32 protein-coding genes are annotated in these 19,798 nt (G+C 64.1%); 1 reads left to right on the forward strand and 31 read right to left on the reverse strand.

Features of this window, described 5'->3' with window-relative positions; genetic code table 11:
- Positions 1-24: 24 nt before the first annotated feature.
- The 28 genes from rplO to D4766_RS13675 all read right to left on the reverse strand — a co-directional run bounded on the left by rplO (position 25) and on the right by D4766_RS13675 (position 17,245).
- The gene (gene rplO, locus D4766_RS02100) at positions 25-549 is read right to left on the reverse strand and encodes a 50S ribosomal protein L15 (RefSeq protein ID WP_120715958.1); all 525 of its coding nucleotides are present in this window, start codon (positions 547-549) and stop codon (positions 25-27) included.
- 60 nt (positions 550-609) lie between these two features.
- On the reverse strand, positions 610-786 hold the full coding sequence (gene rpmD / locus D4766_RS02105; protein ID WP_120715959.1) for a 50S ribosomal protein L30: 177 nt from the start codon (positions 784-786) through the stop codon (positions 610-612).
- Between the two features lie 5 nt (positions 787-791).
- Entirely contained in the window at positions 792-1,583 is a 792-nt protein-coding gene (gene rpsE / locus D4766_RS02110) for a 30S ribosomal protein S5 (RefSeq protein ID WP_120715960.1), read from the reverse strand.
- Positions 1,583-1,927 carry a 50S ribosomal protein L18 gene (rplR, locus tag D4766_RS02115; protein WP_120715961.1) on the reverse strand — a complete coding sequence of 115 codons (345 nt, stop codon included), beginning with the start codon at positions 1,925-1,927 and terminating at the stop codon, positions 1,583-1,585. The genes rpsE and rplR overlap by 1 nt, the downstream gene beginning before the upstream one ends.
- Position 1,928: 1 nt before the next feature.
- On the reverse strand, positions 1,929-2,462 hold the full coding sequence (rplF, locus tag D4766_RS02120; RefSeq protein WP_120715962.1) for a 50S ribosomal protein L6: 534 nt from the start codon (positions 2,460-2,462) through the stop codon (positions 1,929-1,931).
- On the reverse strand, positions 2,462-2,857 hold the full coding sequence (rpsH, locus tag D4766_RS02125) for a 30S ribosomal protein S8 (protein WP_120715963.1): 396 nt from the start codon (positions 2,855-2,857) through the stop codon (positions 2,462-2,464). Before rpsH ends, rplF begins: the two co-directional genes overlap by 1 nt.
- An 11-nt stretch (positions 2,858-2,868) precedes the next feature.
- The gene (gene rpsN / locus D4766_RS02130) at positions 2,869-3,174 is read right to left on the reverse strand and encodes a 30S ribosomal protein S14 (RefSeq protein ID WP_120715964.1); all 306 of its coding nucleotides are present in this window, start codon (positions 3,172-3,174) and stop codon (positions 2,869-2,871) included.
- Between the two features lie 29 nt (positions 3,175-3,203).
- A complete protein-coding gene (gene rplE, locus D4766_RS02135) occupies positions 3,204-3,794 on the reverse strand; it encodes a 50S ribosomal protein L5 (RefSeq protein WP_120715965.1) in 591 nt (196 codons plus the stop codon).
- Positions 3,787-4,107, reverse strand: a complete 321-nt coding sequence (gene rplX, locus D4766_RS02140) for a 50S ribosomal protein L24 (protein WP_120715966.1) — start codon at positions 4,105-4,107, stop codon at positions 3,787-3,789. Before rplX ends, rplE begins: the two co-directional genes overlap by 8 nt.
- The gene (rplN, locus tag D4766_RS02145; RefSeq protein ID WP_057884052.1) at positions 4,107-4,475 is read right to left on the reverse strand and encodes a 50S ribosomal protein L14; all 369 of its coding nucleotides are present in this window, start codon (positions 4,473-4,475) and stop codon (positions 4,107-4,109) included. The genes rplX and rplN overlap by 1 nt, the downstream gene beginning before the upstream one ends.
- Before the next feature lie 86 nt (positions 4,476-4,561).
- Positions 4,562-4,906 (reverse strand): 30S ribosomal protein S17, encoded by a 345-nt coding sequence (gene rpsQ, locus D4766_RS02150; RefSeq protein ID WP_120715967.1) that lies wholly within the window; start codon positions 4,904-4,906, stop codon positions 4,562-4,564.
- 10 nt (positions 4,907-4,916) lie between these two features.
- On the reverse strand, positions 4,917-5,156 hold the full coding sequence (gene rpmC / locus D4766_RS02155; RefSeq protein WP_120718005.1) for a 50S ribosomal protein L29: 240 nt from the start codon (positions 5,154-5,156) through the stop codon (positions 4,917-4,919).
- On the reverse strand, positions 5,156-5,590 hold the full coding sequence (gene rplP / locus D4766_RS02160) for a 50S ribosomal protein L16 (protein ID WP_120715968.1): 435 nt from the start codon (positions 5,588-5,590) through the stop codon (positions 5,156-5,158). Before rplP ends, rpmC begins: the two co-directional genes overlap by 1 nt.
- 15 nt (positions 5,591-5,605) lie before the next feature.
- Positions 5,606-6,310 (reverse strand): 30S ribosomal protein S3, encoded by a 705-nt coding sequence (rpsC, locus tag D4766_RS02165; protein ID WP_120715969.1) that lies wholly within the window; start codon positions 6,308-6,310, stop codon positions 5,606-5,608.
- Between the two features lie 3 nt (positions 6,311-6,313).
- Complete coding sequence (gene rplV / locus D4766_RS02170) at positions 6,314-6,691, reverse strand: 50S ribosomal protein L22 (protein WP_120715970.1); 378 nt, start codon at positions 6,689-6,691, stop codon at positions 6,314-6,316.
- Complete coding sequence (rpsS, locus tag D4766_RS02175; RefSeq protein WP_057884058.1) at positions 6,691-6,966, reverse strand: 30S ribosomal protein S19; 276 nt, start codon at positions 6,964-6,966, stop codon at positions 6,691-6,693. The genes rplV and rpsS overlap by 1 nt, the downstream gene beginning before the upstream one ends.
- Before the next feature lie 5 nt (positions 6,967-6,971).
- Entirely contained in the window at positions 6,972-7,808 is an 837-nt protein-coding gene (gene rplB, locus D4766_RS02180) for a 50S ribosomal protein L2 (RefSeq protein ID WP_120715971.1), read from the reverse strand.
- A gap of 4 nt (positions 7,809-7,812) precedes the next feature.
- Positions 7,813-8,127, reverse strand: coding sequence for a 50S ribosomal protein L23 (locus D4766_RS02185; protein WP_120715972.1), 315 nt, complete (start codon positions 8,125-8,127; stop codon positions 7,813-7,815).
- The gene (rplD, locus tag D4766_RS02190) at positions 8,120-8,755 is read right to left on the reverse strand and encodes a 50S ribosomal protein L4 (protein ID WP_120715973.1); all 636 of its coding nucleotides are present in this window, start codon (positions 8,753-8,755) and stop codon (positions 8,120-8,122) included. The genes D4766_RS02185 and rplD overlap by 8 nt, the downstream gene beginning before the upstream one ends.
- 3 nt (positions 8,756-8,758) lie before the next feature.
- Positions 8,759-9,649, reverse strand: a complete 891-nt coding sequence (gene rplC / locus D4766_RS02195) for a 50S ribosomal protein L3 (RefSeq protein WP_120715974.1) — start codon at positions 9,647-9,649, stop codon at positions 8,759-8,761.
- A gap of 164 nt (positions 9,650-9,813) precedes the next feature.
- The gene (gene rpsJ, locus D4766_RS02200; protein ID WP_006831877.1) at positions 9,814-10,125 is read right to left on the reverse strand and encodes a 30S ribosomal protein S10; all 312 of its coding nucleotides are present in this window, start codon (positions 10,123-10,125) and stop codon (positions 9,814-9,816) included.
- A gap of 335 nt (positions 10,126-10,460) precedes the next feature.
- On the reverse strand, positions 10,461-11,636 hold the full coding sequence (gene tuf / locus D4766_RS02205; protein WP_120715975.1) for an elongation factor Tu: 1,176 nt from the start codon (positions 11,634-11,636) through the stop codon (positions 10,461-10,463).
- Between the two features lie 92 nt (positions 11,637-11,728).
- On the reverse strand, positions 11,729-13,861 hold the full coding sequence (gene fusA, locus D4766_RS02210) for an elongation factor G (RefSeq protein WP_120715976.1): 2,133 nt from the start codon (positions 13,859-13,861) through the stop codon (positions 11,729-11,731).
- 59 nt (positions 13,862-13,920) lie between these two features.
- Positions 13,921-14,391, reverse strand: a complete 471-nt coding sequence (gene rpsG / locus D4766_RS02215) for a 30S ribosomal protein S7 (RefSeq protein WP_120715977.1) — start codon at positions 14,389-14,391, stop codon at positions 13,921-13,923.
- A 148-nt stretch (positions 14,392-14,539) separates the two neighbouring features.
- Positions 14,540-14,911, reverse strand: coding sequence for a 30S ribosomal protein S12 (gene rpsL / locus D4766_RS02220; RefSeq protein WP_019831557.1), 372 nt, complete (start codon positions 14,909-14,911; stop codon positions 14,540-14,542).
- Between the two features lie 438 nt (positions 14,912-15,349).
- Entirely contained in the window at positions 15,350-15,868 is a 519-nt protein-coding gene (locus D4766_RS02225; protein WP_199798094.1) for a DUF4145 domain-containing protein, read from the reverse strand.
- Position 15,869: 1 nt separating this feature from the next.
- On the reverse strand, positions 15,870-16,490 hold the full coding sequence (locus tag D4766_RS13670) for a DUF5343 domain-containing protein (RefSeq protein ID WP_199798095.1): 621 nt from the start codon (positions 16,488-16,490) through the stop codon (positions 15,870-15,872).
- 26 nt (positions 16,491-16,516) lie between these two features.
- The gene (locus D4766_RS13675) at positions 16,517-17,245 is read right to left on the reverse strand and encodes a hypothetical protein (protein WP_162935623.1); all 729 of its coding nucleotides are present in this window, start codon (positions 17,243-17,245) and stop codon (positions 16,517-16,519) included.
- Between the two features lie 125 nt (positions 17,246-17,370).
- Between D4766_RS13675 and D4766_RS02230 the strand changes: the two genes are divergently transcribed.
- Entirely contained in the window at positions 17,371-17,955 is a 585-nt protein-coding gene (locus D4766_RS02230) for a hypothetical protein (protein ID WP_194955781.1), read from the forward strand.
- Between the two features lie 52 nt (positions 17,956-18,007).
- Here the strand turns inward: D4766_RS02230 and D4766_RS02235 are convergent, their stop codons facing one another.
- From D4766_RS02235 to apaG, 3 genes are all read right to left on the reverse strand, one after another.
- Positions 18,008-18,397 (reverse strand): PilZ domain-containing protein, encoded by a 390-nt coding sequence (locus D4766_RS02235; protein WP_162935624.1) that lies wholly within the window; start codon positions 18,395-18,397, stop codon positions 18,008-18,010.
- 97 nt (positions 18,398-18,494) lie between these two features.
- Positions 18,495-19,283, reverse strand: coding sequence for a LysR family transcriptional regulator (locus D4766_RS02240; RefSeq protein WP_120715980.1), 789 nt, complete (start codon positions 19,281-19,283; stop codon positions 18,495-18,497).
- Between the two features lie 57 nt (positions 19,284-19,340).
- On the reverse strand, positions 19,341-19,760 hold the full coding sequence (apaG, locus tag D4766_RS02245) for a Co2+/Mg2+ efflux facilitator ApaG/CorD (RefSeq protein ID WP_120715981.1): 420 nt from the start codon (positions 19,758-19,760) through the stop codon (positions 19,341-19,343).
- Positions 19,761-19,798: the final 38 nt, after the last annotated feature.

Raw genomic sequence — 19,798 nt, forward strand, 5'->3', positions numbered from 1 at the left:
CGAACCCCGCGCCGCCGTTTTTCGTCAGGCGTTCTTCTTGGCCTTGTTGGCCGCGGTGCGCTCGGCCTTTTTCTCGGCTTCGGTGCGCGCGGCCTCGATAACCTCGACCGAACCGCCGGCCTTCTCGACAGCTTCGATCGCGCCCTTGCTAGCGCCGGTGACCTTGAGGCTGACCTTGCTGGTCAGTTCGCCCTTGCCGAGCAAGCGGACGCCGTCCTTGCCGCCACGCGCGAGGCCGGCGGCCTTGAGCGCGTCGTGGTCGAGCGTGCCGTCGGCCTTGAGGGTGCCGGCGTCGATGAACTTCTGGATCATGCCCAAGTTCACCTCGGCGTAGTCCTTGCCGTTCGGGTTGTTGAAGCCGCGCTTCGGCAGGCGCATGTGGAGCGGCATCTGGCCGCCCTCGAAGCCCTTGATGGCCACACCGGAACGGGCCTTCTGGCCCTTCTGGCCGCGGCCCGCAGTCTTGCCCTTGCCCGAACCGATGCCCCGGCCGACCCGCATCTTGCGGTGACGGGCGCCTTCGTTGTCGCGGATGTCGTTCAGTTTCATGTCAGTGCACTCGCTTTCGCTTTTGTCGCGCTATCCCCGCCCGGAGGCGGGGATACGATGTCAGTCGACGATCTCGACCATGTGGGGCAGCTTGGCGATGGCGCCGCGAACTTCCGGAGTGTCCTCCAGTTCGACTTCGCGGTGCATCTTGCCGAGACCCAGGCCGACCAGGATCTTCTTCTGGCTTTCCGGGCGGCGGATCGGGCTGCCGATCTGCTTGAGCTTGATCTTCGCCATTGCAGTTACTCCGTGATCGCGAGGGCGTCGGCTTCCGCCTCGGTCTCGCTCGCACCGCCGCGACCCAGGAGGTCGGCGACCTTCTTGCCGCGACGCTGCGCGACCGACTTCGGCGAAGTCTGGTCCTGCAGCGCGGCGAAGGTGGCGCGGATCATGTTGTAGGGGTTCGACGTGCCGACCGACTTGGTCACGACGTCGGCCACGCCCAGGCTCTCGAACACGGCGCGCATCGGGCCGCCGGCGATGATGCCGGTACCCGCAGGCGCGCTGCGTACGTTGACCTTGCCCGCACCGAAACGGCCCTTGCCGTCGTGGTGGAGGGTGCGGCCTTCCTTGAGCGGAACGCGGATCATCTTCTTCTTCGCCGAAGCGGTCGCCTTGGTAATGGCCTCGGGCACTTCGCGCGCCTTGCCATGACCGAAACCGACACGGCCCGAACCGTCGCCCACGACGACCAGCGCCGCGAAGCCGAAGCGCTTGCCGCCCTTCACCGTCTTGGAGACGCGGTTGATGTGGACCAGCTTCTCGATGATGCCGTCGTCTTCTTCCTCGCGGCGGTTGTCCCGGCGGCCATCGCGGCCGCCACGGCCACGACCGCCTTCGCGGTTGCCGCCCCGACCGCCCCGGTCGCCGCCGCCCCGGCCGCCGCGGCCACGCGGCTGCGTCGGATCGCCGCTCTCGGCGCTCTGGGTCTCGGCCGCTTCGGACGGCGTGTCGGCGATCGCCGGCTTCTCGTTGACGACAGCGTTCTGCGTTTCGGCAGTGGCTTCGTTGGTGGTGTTTTCGTCAGCCATCATCAGAACTCCAGGCCGCCTTCGCGGGCGGCGTCGGCCAGCGCCTTGACGCGGCCGTGGAACAGGAACCCGCCGCGATCGAACACGACGGAGAAAACGCCGGCCTTCTTGGCGGCTTCGGCGATATCCTTGCCGACCTTGGCGGCGGCATCGACGTTCGCACCCGATGTGTCACCGCCAAGCGTGCTGGCGGCGGCGACGGTCTTGCCGGCGGCATCGTCGATGATCTGCGCGTAGATGTGCTTGCCGGTGCGGTGCACCGACAGGCGGGGACGCGTGCCCGCACGCGCCTTGATCGCGGTGCGCACGCGGCGGCGGCGGCGCTCGAAGAGGGAAAGCTTGGCCATCTTACTTCTTCTTCCCTTCCTTGCGGAAGATGTACTCGCCGCGATAGGCGATACCCTTGCCCTTGTAGGGCTCGGGCTTGCGCCAGCGGCGGATTTCGGCGGCGAACTGGCCAACGGCCTGCTTGTCGATGCCCGAGACCTCGACCGTGGTCTGGTCCGGGGTCTTCACCTCGAGCCCTTCCGGCACGGGGAGATCGACGTCATGGCTGTAGCCGAGCTGCAGCTTGAGCGTCTTGCCCTGCGCCGAGGCGCGATAGCCGACGCCCTTGATGTCGAGCGTCTTCGAGAAACCCTCGGTGACGCCTGCAACCAGGTTCGAGACCAGCGTACGCTGCATGCCCCAGAAATTGCGAGCGGTGCGCGTGTCGTTGGCCGGCCTGATCGAAATCTTGCCGTCCTCGAGCGTATAGGTGACGTTGTCGCTAAGACCCATCGACAGGGTGCCCTTCGGCCCCTTGACGGTCAGCGTATCGCCTTCGATCCGGGCATCGACCCCGCTGGGGATCGTCACCGGCACTTTACCGATGCGGCTCATCAGAACACCTCCGCGAGCACTTCGCCGCCGACGTTCTGAGTCCGTGCCTCGGCATCCGAGAGCACGCCTCGGGGCGTCGAGACGATGGTGATGCCGAGGCCGTTGCGCACGATCGGCAGTTCCTTCGAACCCGAATAGACGCGGCGGCCGGGCTTCGAAACGCGGGCCACGTGCTTGATCGCGGGCTCGCCTTCGAAATACTTCAGTTCGATCCGCAACTGCGGATGCTTGCCCGAAGCGTCGTCGGAGAAGCCACGGATGTAGCCTTCCCGCTGGAGCACTTCGAGAACGTTCGCGCGCAGCTTGCTGGCGGGAGTCAGGACGCTGTCCTTCTTCGCCTGCTGGCCGTTGCGGATGCGGGTGAGCATGTCACCCAGGGGATCGGTCATAGCCATCGGTCAGTTCCTCACCAGCTCGACTTCGTGAGACCGGGGATCATGCCCTTGTTGCCAAGGTCCCGGAGCTCGACGCGGCAGAGGCCGAACTTGCGATAGTAGCCGCGCGGGCGGCCAGTGGTGGAGCAGCGGTTGCGCACCCGGGTCGGGTTCGCGTTGCGCGGGATCTCGGCCATCTTCAGGCGCGCGATCAAGCGCTCGGACTCGTCCTTCGACTCGTCGTCCGCGATTTCCTTCAGCCGGGCATACTTGCCGGCGTACTTCTTCACGAGCTTCTTGCGCCGCTCGTTCTTGTTGATCGAACTCAGTTTCGCCATGGACTTAAGCTCTCTTCCTCAAATCTGGGTCACGCCGCGGCCTGCTGCTCTTCAGCAGCTTCCTCGCGGGGGAACGGGAAACCGAACAGGCGCAAAAGCTCGCGCGCTTCGTCGTCGGTCTTCGCGGTGGTGGTGACGATGATGTCCATACCCCGGACCTTCTCGATCTTGTCGTACGAGATTTCCGGGAAGATGATCTGTTCCTTCAGGCCCATCGCATAGTTGCCGCGACCGTCGAAGCTCTTCGGGTTCAGCCCGCGGAAGTCGCGGATGCGGGGCATGGCGATCGTCACCAGGCGGTCGAGGAATTCGTACATCCGCTCGCGGCGAAGGGTCACCTTCGCACCGATCGGCATGCCCTCACGCAGCTTGAACTGCGCGATCGACTTCTTCGCCTTCGTGATGACCGGCTTCTGACCGGCGATCAGCGCCATTTCCTCGGCGGCGGTCTGGACCTTCTTCTTGTCCTGGCTCGCCTCGCCCACGCCCATGTTGAGCGTGATCTTGTCCAGCCTGGGCACTTCCATCGCGTTCTTGTAACCGAACTTCTCGGTCATCGCCTTCGCGATCTCGGTCTCGTACTTCGCCTTCAGGCGCGGAGCGGTGTTCTTGTCAGCCATCGATGGTCTCCCCGGACTTGACGGCGACGCGGACCTTGCGCCCGTCCTTCGTTTCGAAGCGGACGCGGGTCGGCTTGCCGTCCTTGGGATCGGCCAGCGCCACCTTGCTCATGTGCATCGGGGCCGGCTTGCGGTCGATGCCACCCTGCGGGTTCTGCTGGGTCGGCTTGCGGTGACGGGCGATCACGTTGATCCCGTCGACGACGACCTTGCCGTCCTTCGGCATCACGGTCTGGACGGTGCCGGTCAGGCCCTTGTCCTTGCCCGAGAGCACGACGACGCTGTCGCCCTTTTTGATCTTGGCGCCGGCCATTACAAAACCTCCGGTGCGAGCGAGATGATCTTCATGAAGCCGCGGCCGCGAAGTTCACGTACCACGGGGCCGAAGATACGGGTGCCGATCGGCTCCTCGTTCTTGTTCACGAGGACGGCGGCATTGCTGTCGAAACGGATCACGCTGCCGTCGGGACGGCGAACGTCCTTCTTGGTGCGCACGATCACCGCACGGTGGACGTCGCCCTTCTTGACGCGCGTGCGGGGCTGCGCCTCCTTGACGGAGACGACGATCACGTCGCCGACGCCCGCGGTCCGGCGCTTCGAGCCGCCCAGCACCTTGATGCACTGGACGCGCTTCGCGCCGCTGTTGTCCGCGACGTCGAGATTGGATTGCATCTGGATCATTGATCCGGTTCCTTCTCGTTCGGCTTACCGGGACCTCGTTCGACCGTGGCCCGGCAGTTCCTCAAAAACTCTTCTCGGGAAGTCGCTCAGCCTTCGGCTGCGGCGTCTTCCTTCTTGGCGGCCGGCTTGACCGGAGCACCGGTCGGCTTGGCTTCCATGACGTCGAGATCGGCGTCGACCGCCTGCACGCCGCCGGCCTGCACCCGGTCCTTCACGGCCCAGGTCTTGGTCTTGGAGATCGGCTTGGTCTCCTCGATGCGGACCACGTCGCCGGGCTTGTACTCGTTGCCCTCGTCGTGGGCGTGGTACTTCTTCGAACGACGGATGATCTTGCCGTAGAGCGGGTGCTTCACCTTGCGCTCGACCAGCACGGTCACGGTCTTCTCGGTCTTGTCGGAAACGACGGTCCCGATCAGGATACGCTTGGGCATATCGCTTTCCTTACTTCGCTTCGGCAGTGCGAGTACGCTCGCCCTGCAGCGTCTTGATGCGCGCGATGTCGCGGCGGACTTCCTTGATCCGCGCGGGCCGTTCGAGCTGGTTCGTCGCGGCCTGGAAGCGGAGGTTGAACGCCTCGCGCTTCAGGTCGACGAGCTGTTCGGACAGCTGGTCGTCGGTCTTGGCGCGCATGTCGGCGGCCTTGCCATTGCCGGCGTCGGCCTTGGTCGGCTTCTTGGCCATCATTCGCCTCCCAGGTGGCTGGTGTCGCCCAGGCGGGCGATGACCTTGGTCTTGATCGGCAGCTTCATCGCCGCACGCTCGAACGCTTCGGCCGCGAGCGGGCCGGGAACGCCGTCGAGTTCGAACAGGACGCGGCCCGGCTTCACGCGAGCGGCCCAGTATTCGATCGAGCCCTTGCCCTTGCCCTGGCGGACCTCGGCCGGCTTCTTCGAGACCGGAACGTCCGGGAAGATGCGGATCCACAAGCGACCCTGGCGCTTGATGTGGCGCGTGATCGCACGGCGCGCCGCCTCGATCTGGCGGGCGGTGACCCGCTCCGGCTCGAGCGCCTTGAGGCCGTACGAGCCGAAGTTCAGCGTCGTGCCGCCCTTGGCGTCGCCTTTGATCCGGCCCTTGAAGGCCTTGCGGAACTTGGTTTTCTTCGGTTGCAGCATGTCTCTTGCTCTACCTTAGCGGCGATCGCCGGCCGGGCGGACGCCGGAGGTCTGAGCCTCCATCATCAACCGGTCAGTTGCCATCGGATCGTGGCCGAGAATCTCGCCCTTGAAGATCCACACCTTGATGCCGATCACGCCGTACGCGGTCAGCGCCTCGGCCTCGGCATAGTCGACGTTGGCGCGCAGCGTGTGAAGCGGAACGCGACCTTCGCGGTACTGCTCGACACGGGCGATCTCCGCGCCGCCGAGACGGCCGCCGCACATCACCTTGATGCCTTCGGCACCGAGGCGCATCGCGGACTGCATCGCGCGCTTCATCGCCCGGCGGAACGCCACGCGGCGGATCAGCTGATCGGCGATACCCTGGGCGACGAGCTTGCTGTCGATCTCGGGCTTGCGGATCTCGACGATATTGAGCTTCACTTCGCTCTCGGTCATCGTGGCGAGCTTCGAACGAAGCTTCTCGATGTCCGCGCCCTTCTTGCCGATGATGACACCTGGGCGGGCAGCATAGATCGATACGCGGCACAGCTTCGCCGGACGCTCGATCACGACCTTGCTGATCGCGGCCTGCGGCAGGCTGTCGACGATGTGCTTGCGGATCTCGATGTCTTCGCTGAGCAGCTTGGCGTAGTCGTGCCCTTCGGCATACCAGCGGCTGTCCCAAGTCCGGTTGATCTGCAGGCGCAGGCCGATCGGGTTGCTCTTGTGACCCATGACTTAGGCCTCCTCGCTTTCGCGAACCACGATCCGGAGCCGGCTGAACGGCTTCAGGATGCGGGTCGATTTGCCGCGACCACGGGTGTGGAAGCGCTTCATGGTGACCGACTTGCCGACCGACGCCTCGGCGACGACGAGCGCGTCGACGTCGAGATTGTGGTTGTTCTCGGCGTTGGCGATCGCGGATGCGAGCACCTTCGACGCATCGCGCGCCATCGCCTTCTTGGAAAAGGCGAGGATGTTCAGCGCCTCTTCGGCCTTCTTGCCGCGGATCAGGCCCGCAACGAGGTTGAGCTTCTGCGCCGAACCACGGATCGTGGTGCCGACGGCCAGCGCCTCGTTGTCGCCCACGCGGCGGGGAGCTTTCTGCTTGCCCATCAGCGCTTGCCCTTCTTGTCGGCGGCGTGGCCGGGGAAGCTGCGCGTAGGCGCGAACTCGCCGAGCTTGTGGCCGACCATGTCTTCATTGACGGAGACCGGAATGAACTTCTGGCCGTTGTAGACGCTGAAGGTCAGACCGACGAACTGCGGCAGGATCGTCGAACGACGCGACCAGGTCTTGATCGCACCGCGCGCGCTCTTCTCCTGCGCGTCCTCGGCCTTCTTCAGCAGGTGGAGGTCGACGAACGGACCTTTCCAGACGGAACGAGCCATCTCGATTACCTCTTCTTCTTGGCGTGACGCGAACGGATGATCATCTTGTCCGTCGCCTTGTTCTTGCGGGTCCGGGCGCCCTTGGTCGGCTTGCCCCACGGGGTGACCGGGTGACGGCCGCCCGAGGTGCGGCCTTCACCACCGCCGTGCGGGTGGTCGACCGGGTTCTTCGCCACGCCGCGGGTCAGCGGACGCTTGCCCATCCAGCGGCTACGGCCGGCCTTGGCGAAGTTCTGGTTCTGGTTGTCGGGGTTCGACACCGCGCCCACCGTGCCCATGCAGTCGGCGCGCAGGTAGCGCTGCTCGCCGCTGTTGAGACGGACGATCACCATGCCGCGGTCGCGGCCGACGATCTGGACGTAGTTGCCGGCCGAACGGGCGATCTGGCCGCCCTTGCCCGGCTTCATCTCGACGTTGTGGCAGATCGTGCCGACCGGCATCTGGCCCAGCAGCATAGCGTTGCCCGGCTTGGTGTCGGTCTTCTCGCCCGCGATCACCTCGTCACCGACCGCAAGACGCTGCGGCGCGATGATGTAGGCCTGTTCGCCGTCGATGTACTTCACCAGCGCGATGAAGGCGGTGCGGTTGGGATCGTATTCGATCCGCTCCACGGTCGCGGCCATGTCCCACTTGCGACGCTTGAAGTCGATGTAGCGGTACTTCTGCTTGTGACCGCCGGCGATCCCGCGCGACGTGACGTGGCCCTTGTTGTTGCGGCCGCCCGTCTTGCGCTTGCCTTCGGTAAGCGCCTTGACCGGCTTGCCCTTCCACAGGCCCGACTTGTCGACCAGGATCAGGCCGCGGCGGGCCGGGCTGGTCGGCTTGTAGTTCTTGAGTGCCATTGCCTCAGATCCCGCTCGTGACGTCGATCGAGTCCTGGCCCTCGGCCAGCGTCACGATCGCCTTCTTCATGTCGGTGCGCGTGTAGGGACGACCCTTCCAGCGCTTCGTCTTGCCCTTGACGACGATGGTGTTCACCTTCGCCACCTTGCGATCGTAGATGGCCTCGACGGCCTCCTTGATCTGGCTCTTGGTGGCATCGCCCGCCACCTTGAAGACGACCGCGTTGTGCTCGGAAGCAAGCGTCGACTTCTCGGTGATGTGCGGGGCAACGATTACGTCGTAGTGACGCGCGTCCACCTGCTTTGCTGCCTTAGCCATTGAAACGGGCCTCCAGCTTCTCGACCGCGGCCTTGGTGAGGACCAGCGTGTCGTGCTTCAGGATGTCGTAGACGTTGGCGCCCACGGCCGGCAGGACGTTGACGCCCGGCAGGTTGCCCGCGGCCCGCGCGAACGAACCTTCGACCGCATCGCCGTCGATCACGAGGATCTTGCCGTTCCAACCGTTCTTGCCGAACTGCTCGGCCAGCGCCTTGGTCTTGGCATCCTTGAGCTCGAGACTGTCGACCACGACGAGGCCATCCCTGGCCTTGGTCGAGAGCGCCATCTTCATGCCGAGCGCACGGATCTTCTTGTTGAGCGAGATATTGAAATCGCGCTTCTTGGCACCGTGCGCCTTGCCGCCGCCGATGAACACGGGGGCCGCGCGGTCGCCGTGGCGAGCCGTGCCGCCGCCCTTCTGGCGACCGAACTTCTTGCCGGTGCGCGCGACATCGCTGCGCTCGCGCGTGGGACGCGCCGTCGCACGGCGGTTCCACAGCTGCCAGGTGACGACGCGGTGCAGGATGTCCTGCCGCGGTTCGACACCGAAGACGGCGTCGTTCAGTTCGACGTCGCCGGCGGCCCCCTGGACCTCCGTGCCGTCGAGATTCTGGACCTTCACCTTCACGGCTCAGCCCTCCTTGTTATCGTCCGAGCCGGCAGCGTCGCCGTTCTCGGGAGTTTCTTCGCCGACCGAGGGGGTGACATCGTCACCGGCGCCTGCCTGCTGCTGCTCGGCCAGTTGCTCCTGCATTTCAGGAGCGACCTGATCGACGACCTCATGCTCGGCGGCGGCTTCGACCATCCCGGGCGCGGCCTCGTCGTGCTCGGGCGCGGTCGACTTCTTGTCGAGGATCGCACCGGGGAACGGCAGATCTTCCGGCATCTTGAGCTTCACGGCGTCGCGGACGAGCAGCCAGCCGTTCTTCGAGCCCGGAACCGAGCCCTTCACGAACAGCAGACCGCGATCGGCGTCGGTGCGCACGATCTCGAGGTTCTGCTGAGTGCGCTGACGGTCACCCATGTGGCCTGCCATCTTCTTGTTCTTGAAGACGCGGCCCGGATCCTGGCGGTTACCCGTCGAACCGTGCGAACGGTGCGAGAGCGAGACGCCGTGCGTGGCGCGCAGACCACCGAAGCCCCAACGCTTCATGGCGCCGGCGAAGCCCTTGCCCTGCGTGTGACCGGTGATGTCGACCTTTTGGCCGGCGACGAAATGTTCGGCCGAGATGGTCGAGCCGACGGGGATTAGCCCGTCTTCACCTTCGACGCGGAATTCCGCGACGCGCATCTTCAGGCCGACATCCGCCTTCGCGAAAGCTTCGCGCTGCGGCTTGTTCACGTTCTTGTGCTTGGCCTCGCCCGCGCCGAGCTGGACGGCGAAATAGCCGTCCCGGTCGGAGGTGCGGTGCGATACGACCTGGCAGTCTTCCAGCGACAGGACGGTCACGGGAACGTGACGTCCGTCCTCCTGGAACAGGCGGGTCATCCCGACTTTCTTAGCGATCACGCCGGAGCGCATGATCCGTTCTCCTTACAGAGGCCTGTCGGGACCATCCCGAGAGGCTTGCTTGGCCCAGATTGTCATGCGTCGCCCCGTCCGGGCCAAAGTGCCTTCCCGAAACGGGAAGACGAGACGGGGGACGCTGCCCGGCTACGTGCCGGAGGTATCCCTTGTCCGTCGGATCAAGCCAGCTTGATCTCGACGTTTACGCCGGCTGCCAGGTCGAGCTTCATTAGCGCGTCCACGGTCTGGGCGTTGGGCTGCACGATGTCGAGCAGCCGCTTGTAGGTGCGCACCTCGAACTGCTCGCGCGACTTCTTGTCGATGTGCGGGCCGCGGTTCACGGTGAACTTCTCGATACGCGTCGGCATGGGAATGGGGCCGCGAATGAGAGCACCCGTACGACGCGCCGTGTCTGCGATTTCGCCAGTCGCCTGGTCGAGAACGCGGTGGTCGAACGCCTTGAGGCGGATGCGGATGTTCTGAGCTTCCATTACCTGTACCGATGCGAAAGAGCCAAGCGAGCCTTCACCGTCGTCCGGTTCCAACCCGCAAACAAAGAAAGGCCCGACCCGCTGGATCCCGGTTCCCCGGAACGGGCGACCTTTCCTGAAATTCGATTGTCCGAAGGTCCGCCGAAGCGACGAATCTCCGTCTGTGAGCGGGCCTATACGGTTGACGCCGGGCGCTGGCAACCCCCGATGGCCGGGAATTTGCTAGCCGGTGCTCCCTAGCGGCAAACCCAGGCGAAGGCCGCCCTGTCTCCGAAAAGGAAAGGGCCCGCCTCCCCGTAGGGAAGCGGGCCCGAACCTTGATCGGATCGCCAGTCTTACTTGGTGATCTTCGAGACGACGCCCGAGCCGACGGTGCGGCCGCCTTCGCGGATAGCGAAGCGCAGGCCTTCGTCCATGGCGATCGGCGCGATCAGCTTGACGCCGATCGTGACGTTGTCGCCCGGCATGACCATCTCGGTGCCCTCGGGGAGGACGACCTCACCGGTCACGTCGGTGGTGCGGAAGTAGAACTGCGGACGGTAGTTGGCGAAGAACGGCGTGTGACGGCCACCCTCGTCCTTCGACAGCACGTAGACTTCGGCATCGAAATCGGTGTGCGGCGTGACCGAACCCGGCTTGGCCAGAACCTGGCCACGCTCCACGTCCTCACGGCCGATGCCGCGGATCAGCGCGCCGATGTTGTCGCCGGCTTCGCCGCGATCGAGCAGCTTACGGAACATTTCGACGCCCGTGACGGTGGTCTTCTGGGTGTCCTTGATGCCGATGATCTCGACTTCGTCGCCCACGTTCACAACGCCGGTCTCAACGCGGCCGGTGACCACGGTACCGCGGCCCGAGATCGAGAACACGTCTTCGATCGGCATCAGGAACGGACGGTCGACCGGACGTTCCGGCTGCGGAATGTGCTCGTCCACGGCATCCATGAGCGCCTTGATCGAGCTCTCGCCAATCTCGGGGTCACGACCCTCGAGCGCGGCCAGGGCCGAACCCTTGACGATGGCGATGTTGTCGCCGTCGAAGTCGTACGAGCTGAGCAGCTCGCGGACTTCCAGCTCGACGAGTTCGAGGATTTCCTCGTCGTCGACCTGATCGACCTTGTTCATGTACACGACCAGCGCCGGCACGCCGACCTGGCGGGCGAGCAGGATGTGCTCGCGGGTCTGCGGCATCGGGCCGTCGGCGGCGTTCACGACCAGGATCGCGCCGTCCATCTGGGCGGCACCGGTGATCATGTTCTTCACGTAGTCGGCGTGACCCGGGCAGTCGACGTGCGCGTAGTGGCGGGCGTCGGTCTCGTACTCGACGTGTGCGGTCGAGATGGTGATGCCGCGCTCACGCTCTTCGGGCGCCTTGTCGATGTTTGCGAAGTCGACCGGGGCGCCGAGCACCTTGGTGATCGCGGCGGTCAGCGTGGTCTTGCCGTGGTCGACGTGACCGATGGTGCCGATGTTGCAGTGCGGCTTGTTCCGCTGGAATTTTTCCTTAGCCATTTTGACCTTAACCTCTGTCTGGAATTGAATTTCACCAAGTCGGGTTGCGGCACCCGGTGAATCGGGTGCCGCCCCTAGACGGATGACCTGCCTTAGGCAAGCTTCTCCTTGACTTCAGCCGCGACGTTCGCGGGGACTTCGTCGTAGTGCGAGAACTGCATCGAGTATTGCGCACGGCCCTGGGTGAAGGACCGCAGTTCGTTGACGTAGCCGAACATGTTCGCGAGCGGGACCATCGCCTCGACCGACTGCGCGTTGCCGCGGCTGTCGGTGCCCTGGATCTGGCCGCGCCGGCTGTTGATGTCGCCGATCACGTCGCCGAGATAATCCTCGGGAGTGACGACTTCCACCTTCATGATCGGCTCGAGCAGCTTGATGCCCGACTTCTGCGCCACTTCGCGCATCGCGCCGCGACCTGCGATTTCGAACGCGATCGCGCTCGAGTCGACGTCGTGGTACGCACCGTCGTAGAGTTCGACGGTGAAGTCGATGATCGGGAAGCCGACGAGATAGCCGCTTTCGGCCTGCTCGCGGAAACCCTTCTCGATCGCCGGGATGTATTCCTTGGGGATGTTGCCGCCCTTGATGTTGTCTTCGAAGACGAAGCCCTGGCCGCGCTCACCCGGGGTGACCTTGACCTTGACGCGGCCGAACTGGCCGGAGCCGCCCGACTGCTTCTTGTGGGTGTAGTCGACGTCGACCGGCTTACCGAGATACTCGCGGTAGGCCACCTGCGGCGCGCCCACGTTGGCCTCGACCTTGAACTCGCGCTTCATGCGATCGACGAGGATGTCGAGGTGAAGCTCGCCCATGCCCTTGATGATCGTCTGGCCGCTTTCGTGGTCGGTCGACACGCGGAAGGACGGATCCTCCTGCGCGAGGCGATTGAGCGCGATGCCCATCTTCTCCTGGTCGGCCTTGGTCTTGGGTTCCACCGAGAGTTCGATGACGGGCTCGGGGAATTCCATGCGCTCGAGGATGATCGGCTTGGCCGGATCGCACAGGGTGTCACCGGTGGTGGTGTCCTTCATGCCCGCCAGCGCGACGATGTCGCCCGCGAATGCCTCTTCGATGTCCTCGCGGTTGTTCGAGTGCATCAGCAGCATGCGGCCGATCTTTTCCTTCTTGTCCTTCACGCTGTTCAGGACCTGGCCCTTGGCCAGCTTGCCCGAATAGATGCGGGTGAAGGTCAGGCTGCCCACGAACGGGTCGTTCATGATCTTGAACGCCAGCGCGCTGAACGGCTCGTCGTCGCTCGAGGGGCGCTCGGCCTCCTCGTCGCTGTCGGGCAGGACGCCCTTGATCGCCGGCACGTCGAGCGGGCTCGGCATGTAATCGACGACCGCGTCGAGCAGGGGCTGGACGCCCTTGTTCTTGAACGCCGAGCCGCACGTCACGGGCACGAAGTCGCGCGCCATGGTCCCCTTGCGGATGAGCCTCTTGAGGGTCGCCGCGTCGGGCTCGTTGCCCTCGAGATAGGCTTCCATCACCTCGTCGTCCTGCTCGACGGCGAGTTCGATCATCTTCTCGCGGTATTCGGCGACCTTGTCGGCCATGTCGGCCGGCACGTCGATGAACTCGTACTTCGCACCGAGGTCTTCGGCCTGCCACACGATGCCGCGGTTGTTGACGAGGTCCACCACGCCCTTGAGCTGGCTTTCCGCACCGATCGGGAGATAGAGCACCAGCGGCTTGGCGCCGAGGCGGTCGACGATCGACTGGACGCAATAGTAGAAGTCCGCGCCGGTACGGTCGAGCTTGTTGATGAAGCACATCCGCGGAACGCCGTACTTGTCGGCCTGGCGCCAGACGGTTTCCGACTGGGGCTCCACGCCCGCGACGCCGTCGAACACCGCGACCGCGCCGTCGAGGACGCGCAAGCTGCGCTCGACTTCGATGGTGAAGTCGACGTGGCCGGGGGTGTCGATGATGTTGATGCGGTACTTCGGCATGTCCGCACGAAGCGCCTCGGGATCCGAGCGGGGGTCCATCGTGGCGTCTTCGGGCGTCCAGAAGGTCGTGGTCGCGGCCGAGGTGATCGTGATCCCGCGCTCCTGCTCCTGCTCCATCCAGTCCATCGTGGCGGCGCCGTCGTGGACTTCGCCGATCTTGTAGGACTTGCCGGTGTAGTAGAGGATACGCTCGGTCGTGGTGGTCTTGCCGGCATCGATGTGCGCCATGATGCCGATATTGCGATAGCGCTCCAGCGGATATTCGCGGGCCATTTCAAATTCCTCGGGGTCTGGGGGACGGCTGCCGAAGCAGCGCGCCCCCTATGTAGTGATTACCAGCGATAATGCGAGAAGGCGCGGTTCGCGTCCGCCATGCGGTGCGTGTCCTCGCGCTTCTTCACTGCGTTGCCGCGGTTGTTGGCGGCGTCCATCAGCTCGCCCGAGAGGCGTGCAGCCATCGTGGTTTCGGCACGGCCGCGGGCGGCGGTGATGAGCCAGCGGATGGCGAGCGCCTGGGCGCGTTCCGGACGGACCTCGACCGGCACCTGGTACGTCGCACCGCCGACGCGCCGCGAACGGACCTCGATTTGCGGGGCGATGTTGCCGAGCGCGTTGTGGAACACCTCCAGCGGGTTCGCCTTGGCACGGCTCTCGACGGTGTCGAGCGCGCCGTAGACGATGCTTTCGGCAGTGGACTTCTTGCCGTCGTACATGAGGTTGTTCATGAACTTCGACAGGACCTGATCTCCGAACTTCGGATCAGGCAGGATTTCCCGCTTCTCGGGACGACGACGACGTGACATTGTCTTGAACTCCTTCGGAGTGCGCCCCGACCTCCGTCGGGGCTTGCGGCTCCGGCCCGCTCCGCTTGTCCGGCTCTTTTGGCCGGCCACCCAAGGCACCCTTTCGTCGGGTGCCGGGCGCGGATTGAACTAGCGCCGGGCTGAAACCTTACTTCGGACGCTTGGCGCCGTACTTCGAGCGGCTCTGCTTGCGGTCCTTGACCCCTTGCGTGTCGAGCACGCCGCGCAGCACGTGGTAACGCACGCCGGGAAGGTCGCGCACACGCCCGCCGCGGATCAGCACGACGCTGTGTTCCTGCAGGTTGTGGCCTTCGCCCGGGATGTACGAGATGACCTCGCGCTGGTTGGTGAGGCGCACCTTGGCGACCTTGCGGAGCGCCGAGTTCGGCTTCTTCGGGGTCGTCGTATAGACGCGGGTGCACACGCCGCGCTTCTGCGGGTTCTGCTCCATCGCAGGGACCTTGGACTTGGCCTTCTGCGGTTCGCGGCCCTTGCGGACCAGCTGGTTGATCGTCGGCATTGAAATCTCTTCACCGGTTGGACGGTGTCACGATGGCCGAGGTGGAGAGGAAAGCACTTCCCCGTCATCCCGGCGGAAGCCGGGATCGCTCTGTCCAGGCGCAAAGCCCGAAGCATGCGGTTCCGGCACTGGCCGGAACGACGATGAAGCCGAAATCACTCCACCCGAGCCCAAGGACACCGGGTTACTTTGACGGCCGCCCCGACCTTTTGCGCCCCAACCGTCATCCCAGCGCACGCTGGGATCGCTCTCGGCAAGGCGATCAGGCCCCAATAGAAAAGAGCCCTCACGCTTGGCGTCGGGCCCCGGGACTCAACCGGCAATGTTCAGCTCTATCTACCCGAGGGAAGCGAAGCTGCCCTTGGATGGGGGCGCCCTTACGGGGATTCGGAAAGGGGGTCAAGGTTGACTGTTATTGGCGTGAGATGACACATCCGCTTATCGCATACCCGCTAGGGAGAGCAATTCCTCGACGACAACGCGCAAATCACCACGAATTGACTCAAGATCATTTTTGACGGCATTGAATCGTCGACTATGAGCGGACTTGTCACCGACATCTTTTAACTTTGGAAGAGCTCGCTTCGTGTTTCTGCTCAAGTTCCATGCCGACGAGACAATAGTTTGAGCGACTAAATCCCTCAAATAATAGAAATCTCCATCTGCATTTTGTATTTCCGAAGCTCGCCCATTTTTCTCAAAGGCTTCGATAATAAGTGTTTCAAGCAATCGGCGTATCATCACCGCAGCAGCATCGTACCAACCTGAAGAATATGCGCCGTTTGCTTGATTCGCGATTTTTACGAGATATCCGCGACTTTGTCGGAAGAGGATAGATGGAACGATGGCGTTGATGTTGCCCGCCTGCCTTCCCTCTTCGGGAGGACCCAAAGCCGTTGCAATTTCATGTTGGATCGCCTGAGCGGCACGCGCGGCGTTTCGCGAGAACTGGTCCACATCAATCTCTGCCGTACAGATGCTTCGCCATGCTCGCGAAAACTTGGTCGATTTGGTCAGCGGACGCTTCTGAGGATATGTGAACTTGCACATCAATATGGAGTGACGGCCCCCCCGAATTGTTACCGGATTTCTCCGCTGCTCTTGGAGTCACGACGGGAGCATGCAGTGTCTGTGATTCAAAATGAGTTTCACCGTCTGCCGCCCCGGCGGAGAATTCAGCTTCCGCGACTAAGTTTTTGAAAGTCGATACCGCTTTCTGAATGGCCTGCTTTCCTGCTTTGGAACTCGAGCTAAAAACGTGCTCAAGTTCTGTGCTCGATCGCAGATGTGCGTCGGGATAGACCGCGAAGAGTTCGGAGTATCCTTGACGTATTCCTTCTCCCAAAGCTTCTTTCCCTCGACCCCCACGAAATTGAGACCATCTTTCCGTGGGCAAGCCCGTAGAATCGACCAATCCCGCAACTCTTAATACGCCCACTAGAGAGCCGTCATTGCTCGACGTAAAACCTATGGTCTTTAGCCAAGCGTGAGTAACCTTTGGCGGGACCCCCGTCTGCTTAACCTTTGACAACAGCATCGGGATTTTCCCAGGAACCGTCGTGTATACCACATCGCTCATGCACCGCCTCGATTCAGTCTGATCGCCTATCCAGAAATCGCTTTCGCAACATCCGTATTCGGATCAAGAACGGGGTCAAGAACCCCCTCGGGTTTCTCACCACGAAATTCATTCCGTAACCTGTGGATACTGGCGGACAAATTACGAACCGCATCATCATATGATCGCGCTACACGACCATTGACTTTCGCGACCGTATCTTCGGAAAGTTGCAATCCCAATGTCTTTAACGAGACTTCGGCGAATCGTTGAAAAAAATCAATGCGGGCGGGTACATCATTGGGTAAGCTATCCGGTCGCCAAATACCTTTTTCAGCATTATCAGCAAGCATTCCGATATATCGGGCGTTATTTGCCGGAATATCTTTAGACTTCGGGGGTGTCTTGCTAAAATCCGGCTTCGTGATTTGCTTCACCCAGCTTAATGATTTCATCACATAGCTCGTAAAAAGCGGTTCTGATATAACGAGAGTGTCGATATCGCTATCCGTCGAGTACTCTTTATCAATATCTGACCCTTTCAAACTGCGCCCCGCCATCGCGCTTCCGACTATAAATACATTACTTGGATCAACGGAAAAGGCGTCGGCGATTGTCTTTCGAAAAAGAGCAAACTTTAGCGGCTCATCCTTGAAGACGTATGGTACTTGAGCAAGCAACAGCTTGTGAGCGATCCCCTCCGATGAAAACTGTTCGACCAGCTTCCGCCATTCGTCTGCACTTGGATATGGCTCTGCAAGTAAGCTGCCGGTCATGCCAACTCCCCTTATTTTCCTATGTGATCACGTTAGCGAGCAAACTGAAATTTTTGTAAAGAACCTGCAATTTCGCAAGATTCAATTTTCCTACACGCCCCAAATCTGCAACCTCCCCGCGGGCCATGCCCAAACCGTCCGCACCGCCCGCCCCTCCCCCGTCCCGCATCCTCCCCCTTCGACAGGTTCAGGGTAAGCAAAAGGCGGTAACCGTCGCCAAGCGCAAGACGCCGCGGCAGGCGACCTCCGCGGTTGCGCATGTCGGGGCCGAGCCGGAAGACGACGATCCGCTACTCGCGTTCGCGCCCTACCTCCACCCCGCCCCGCGCTCCAACTCGATCACGCCCGAGCGGCAGCGGCGGTTCGTCGCCACGTTGGCGGCGACGGGGATCGTGAACCAGGCGGCGCGCTCCATCGGGAAGAGCATGGAGGCGCTCTACAAGCTGCGCGCGCGGCCCGGGGCCGAGGGGTTCGCGGCGGCGTGGGACGCGGCGCTGCGATGGGGGGCGGAGCGGATCGAGGATTGCGCGCTCGAACGCGCGATGCGCGAGGACTGGGATTTCGACGGGTGGGCCGGGCGCGGCGATGCGTTGCTGCTCTACCTGATGCAGCGGCGCACCGCATGGCGCATCGACGAGCGGGAGATCGTGCCGGGCCACCCGTTCTACGAACGTATCCGGGCCGAGGTGCTGGGCGGAGCGGCCCGCTGACGCGCCCATCCCCCGCGGTCCTGCTTGCCGGCGATTGCCCGCGCCCCCGCGGTCAGGCGCCGATCATGTCGGAGAAGCGCGGGGGATAGGCGGGCGGCGGCAGGATGCGGCCGAAGCGGTCGCGCGGCGGGTCGTCCGCGCCGGGGCGGGCGCTGGTGCTCAGGGCGATGTGGAGCACGACCGCGCCGTGCAGCGGTTCGTCGAACGCGATGCCGCCGCGCCCTTCCCCCGCCCACGCGACCGTGCCCTCGATCATGCAGATGCCTTCGATCCGGATGCGCGTGCGCGCGCCGTGCCGGAGCGTCAGGTCTTCGCCCTCCACCAGGCAGCCCCCTTCGGAGATGTTGCAGATCGCGACCGAGCAGACCCCGCCGTTCGACAGGCACGTGGTCGCGTGCGCGGCCTCGCGGCGTTCGAATTGGCGTCCATCGATGTTCGACATTATCCCGACCCCAGGCATGTGATGACACATTGCGACCCGGTCGATTTCGCCCGGGTTGTAGGGGTGGCGGGTTAACGAAAGGTAATCGGCGCGCCCTCTAGGCGGAGAGGAAGGCGACGAGCGCGCGCACTTTCTTCTGGCGCCATTGCGGTAGCGGGGCGACCAGCCAGTAGGCGCGGCGCCCCTCGTCCGGGCCCTCCAGCACCTCGAGCCGGCCGGCCTCGATCGCCTCCTCCACCAGCAGGTAGGGGAGCATCGCCTTGCCGAGCCCGGCGATCGCGCTCGACAGCGCCTGGCCGGGGTTGGCGGCCTGGACCATGCCCTCGGCCCCCTGCGGCAGGGGCGCGCCGGGCCAGGCGATCCACTGGTCGGGCGCGCCGGGCGCGGCGACGACGACGCGCTGCGCGGGCGCGAGTTCCACCCCCTCGAGGTCGCCCGGGCCGTCGACCAGCCGCACCGCGACGTCGAGGTTGCTCTCGGTGAAGTCGGCGTTCTCGTCGGCGACCAGCGACAGACGGATGCCGGGGTTGGCGGCGGCGAAGGCGGCGAGGCGGTGGCTGAGCCACTGTGCCCAGAATTCGCGCGGGGCGGCGATGGTGTAGCGGTCGCTGGCCTGACCGGCCTGCATGTTCTGTACGGACTCCTCGAACTTCAGGAACCCTTCGCGCAAGGGTTCGAGGCCGGCCACCGCCTCGTCGGTGAGCTCCAGCCCCTTGCTCGTGCGGCGGAACAAGACGGTGCCGAGGTGATCCTCCAGCGCGCGGATCTGCTGGCCGACCGCGGCCGGGGTCACCGCCAGCTCGTCCGCCGCGCGGGTAAAGCTGAGGTGCCGCGCCGCCGCGTCGAATACGCGCAGGGCGTTCAGGGGAAGGTGCGTGCGCTTCATTGCAGCGCGCCACTAGCGCCGGATGCGCCCGTGCTCAACTGCGATGCGCAGCCTTCGTCAGTTCGCCTCGGCCGGGGCGGCGAGCGGGAAGAACGGGATGCGCACCTCCAGCGGTTCGCCGCCGGTGCGCCCGCCCTGCCCGTTCATCCGGCGGAAGGTGTAGAACCCCTCCATCGTGCCGTGCGGGGTGCCGAGCGGGCAGCCCGAGACGTAGTCGTGCGACTGGCCGGGTTCGAGCACCGGCTGTTCGCCGACCACGCCCTCCCCGTCGATCACGCTGACAGTGCCCGCGCCGTCGGTGATGCGCCAGTGGCGGCTGACGAGTTGCACCCGCTCGTGGCTGCCGTTCTCTATGCGGATGTGGTAGACCCAGAACCACTTGCCGTCCTGCGGGCGGGACTGTTCGGGCAGGAAGTTCACCGCCACCCGCACGGTGATCCCGTCGGTGATGGCGGCATGCTGGAAGAGCTGTTTCATTACACGGCGCAGCCTAGCGGACCGGAGCGCGGGGGTGC

The organism is Tsuneonella amylolytica, from assembly GCF_003626915.1.
Taxonomy (GTDB): domain Bacteria; phylum Pseudomonadota; class Alphaproteobacteria; order Sphingomonadales; family Sphingomonadaceae; genus Tsuneonella; species Tsuneonella amylolytica.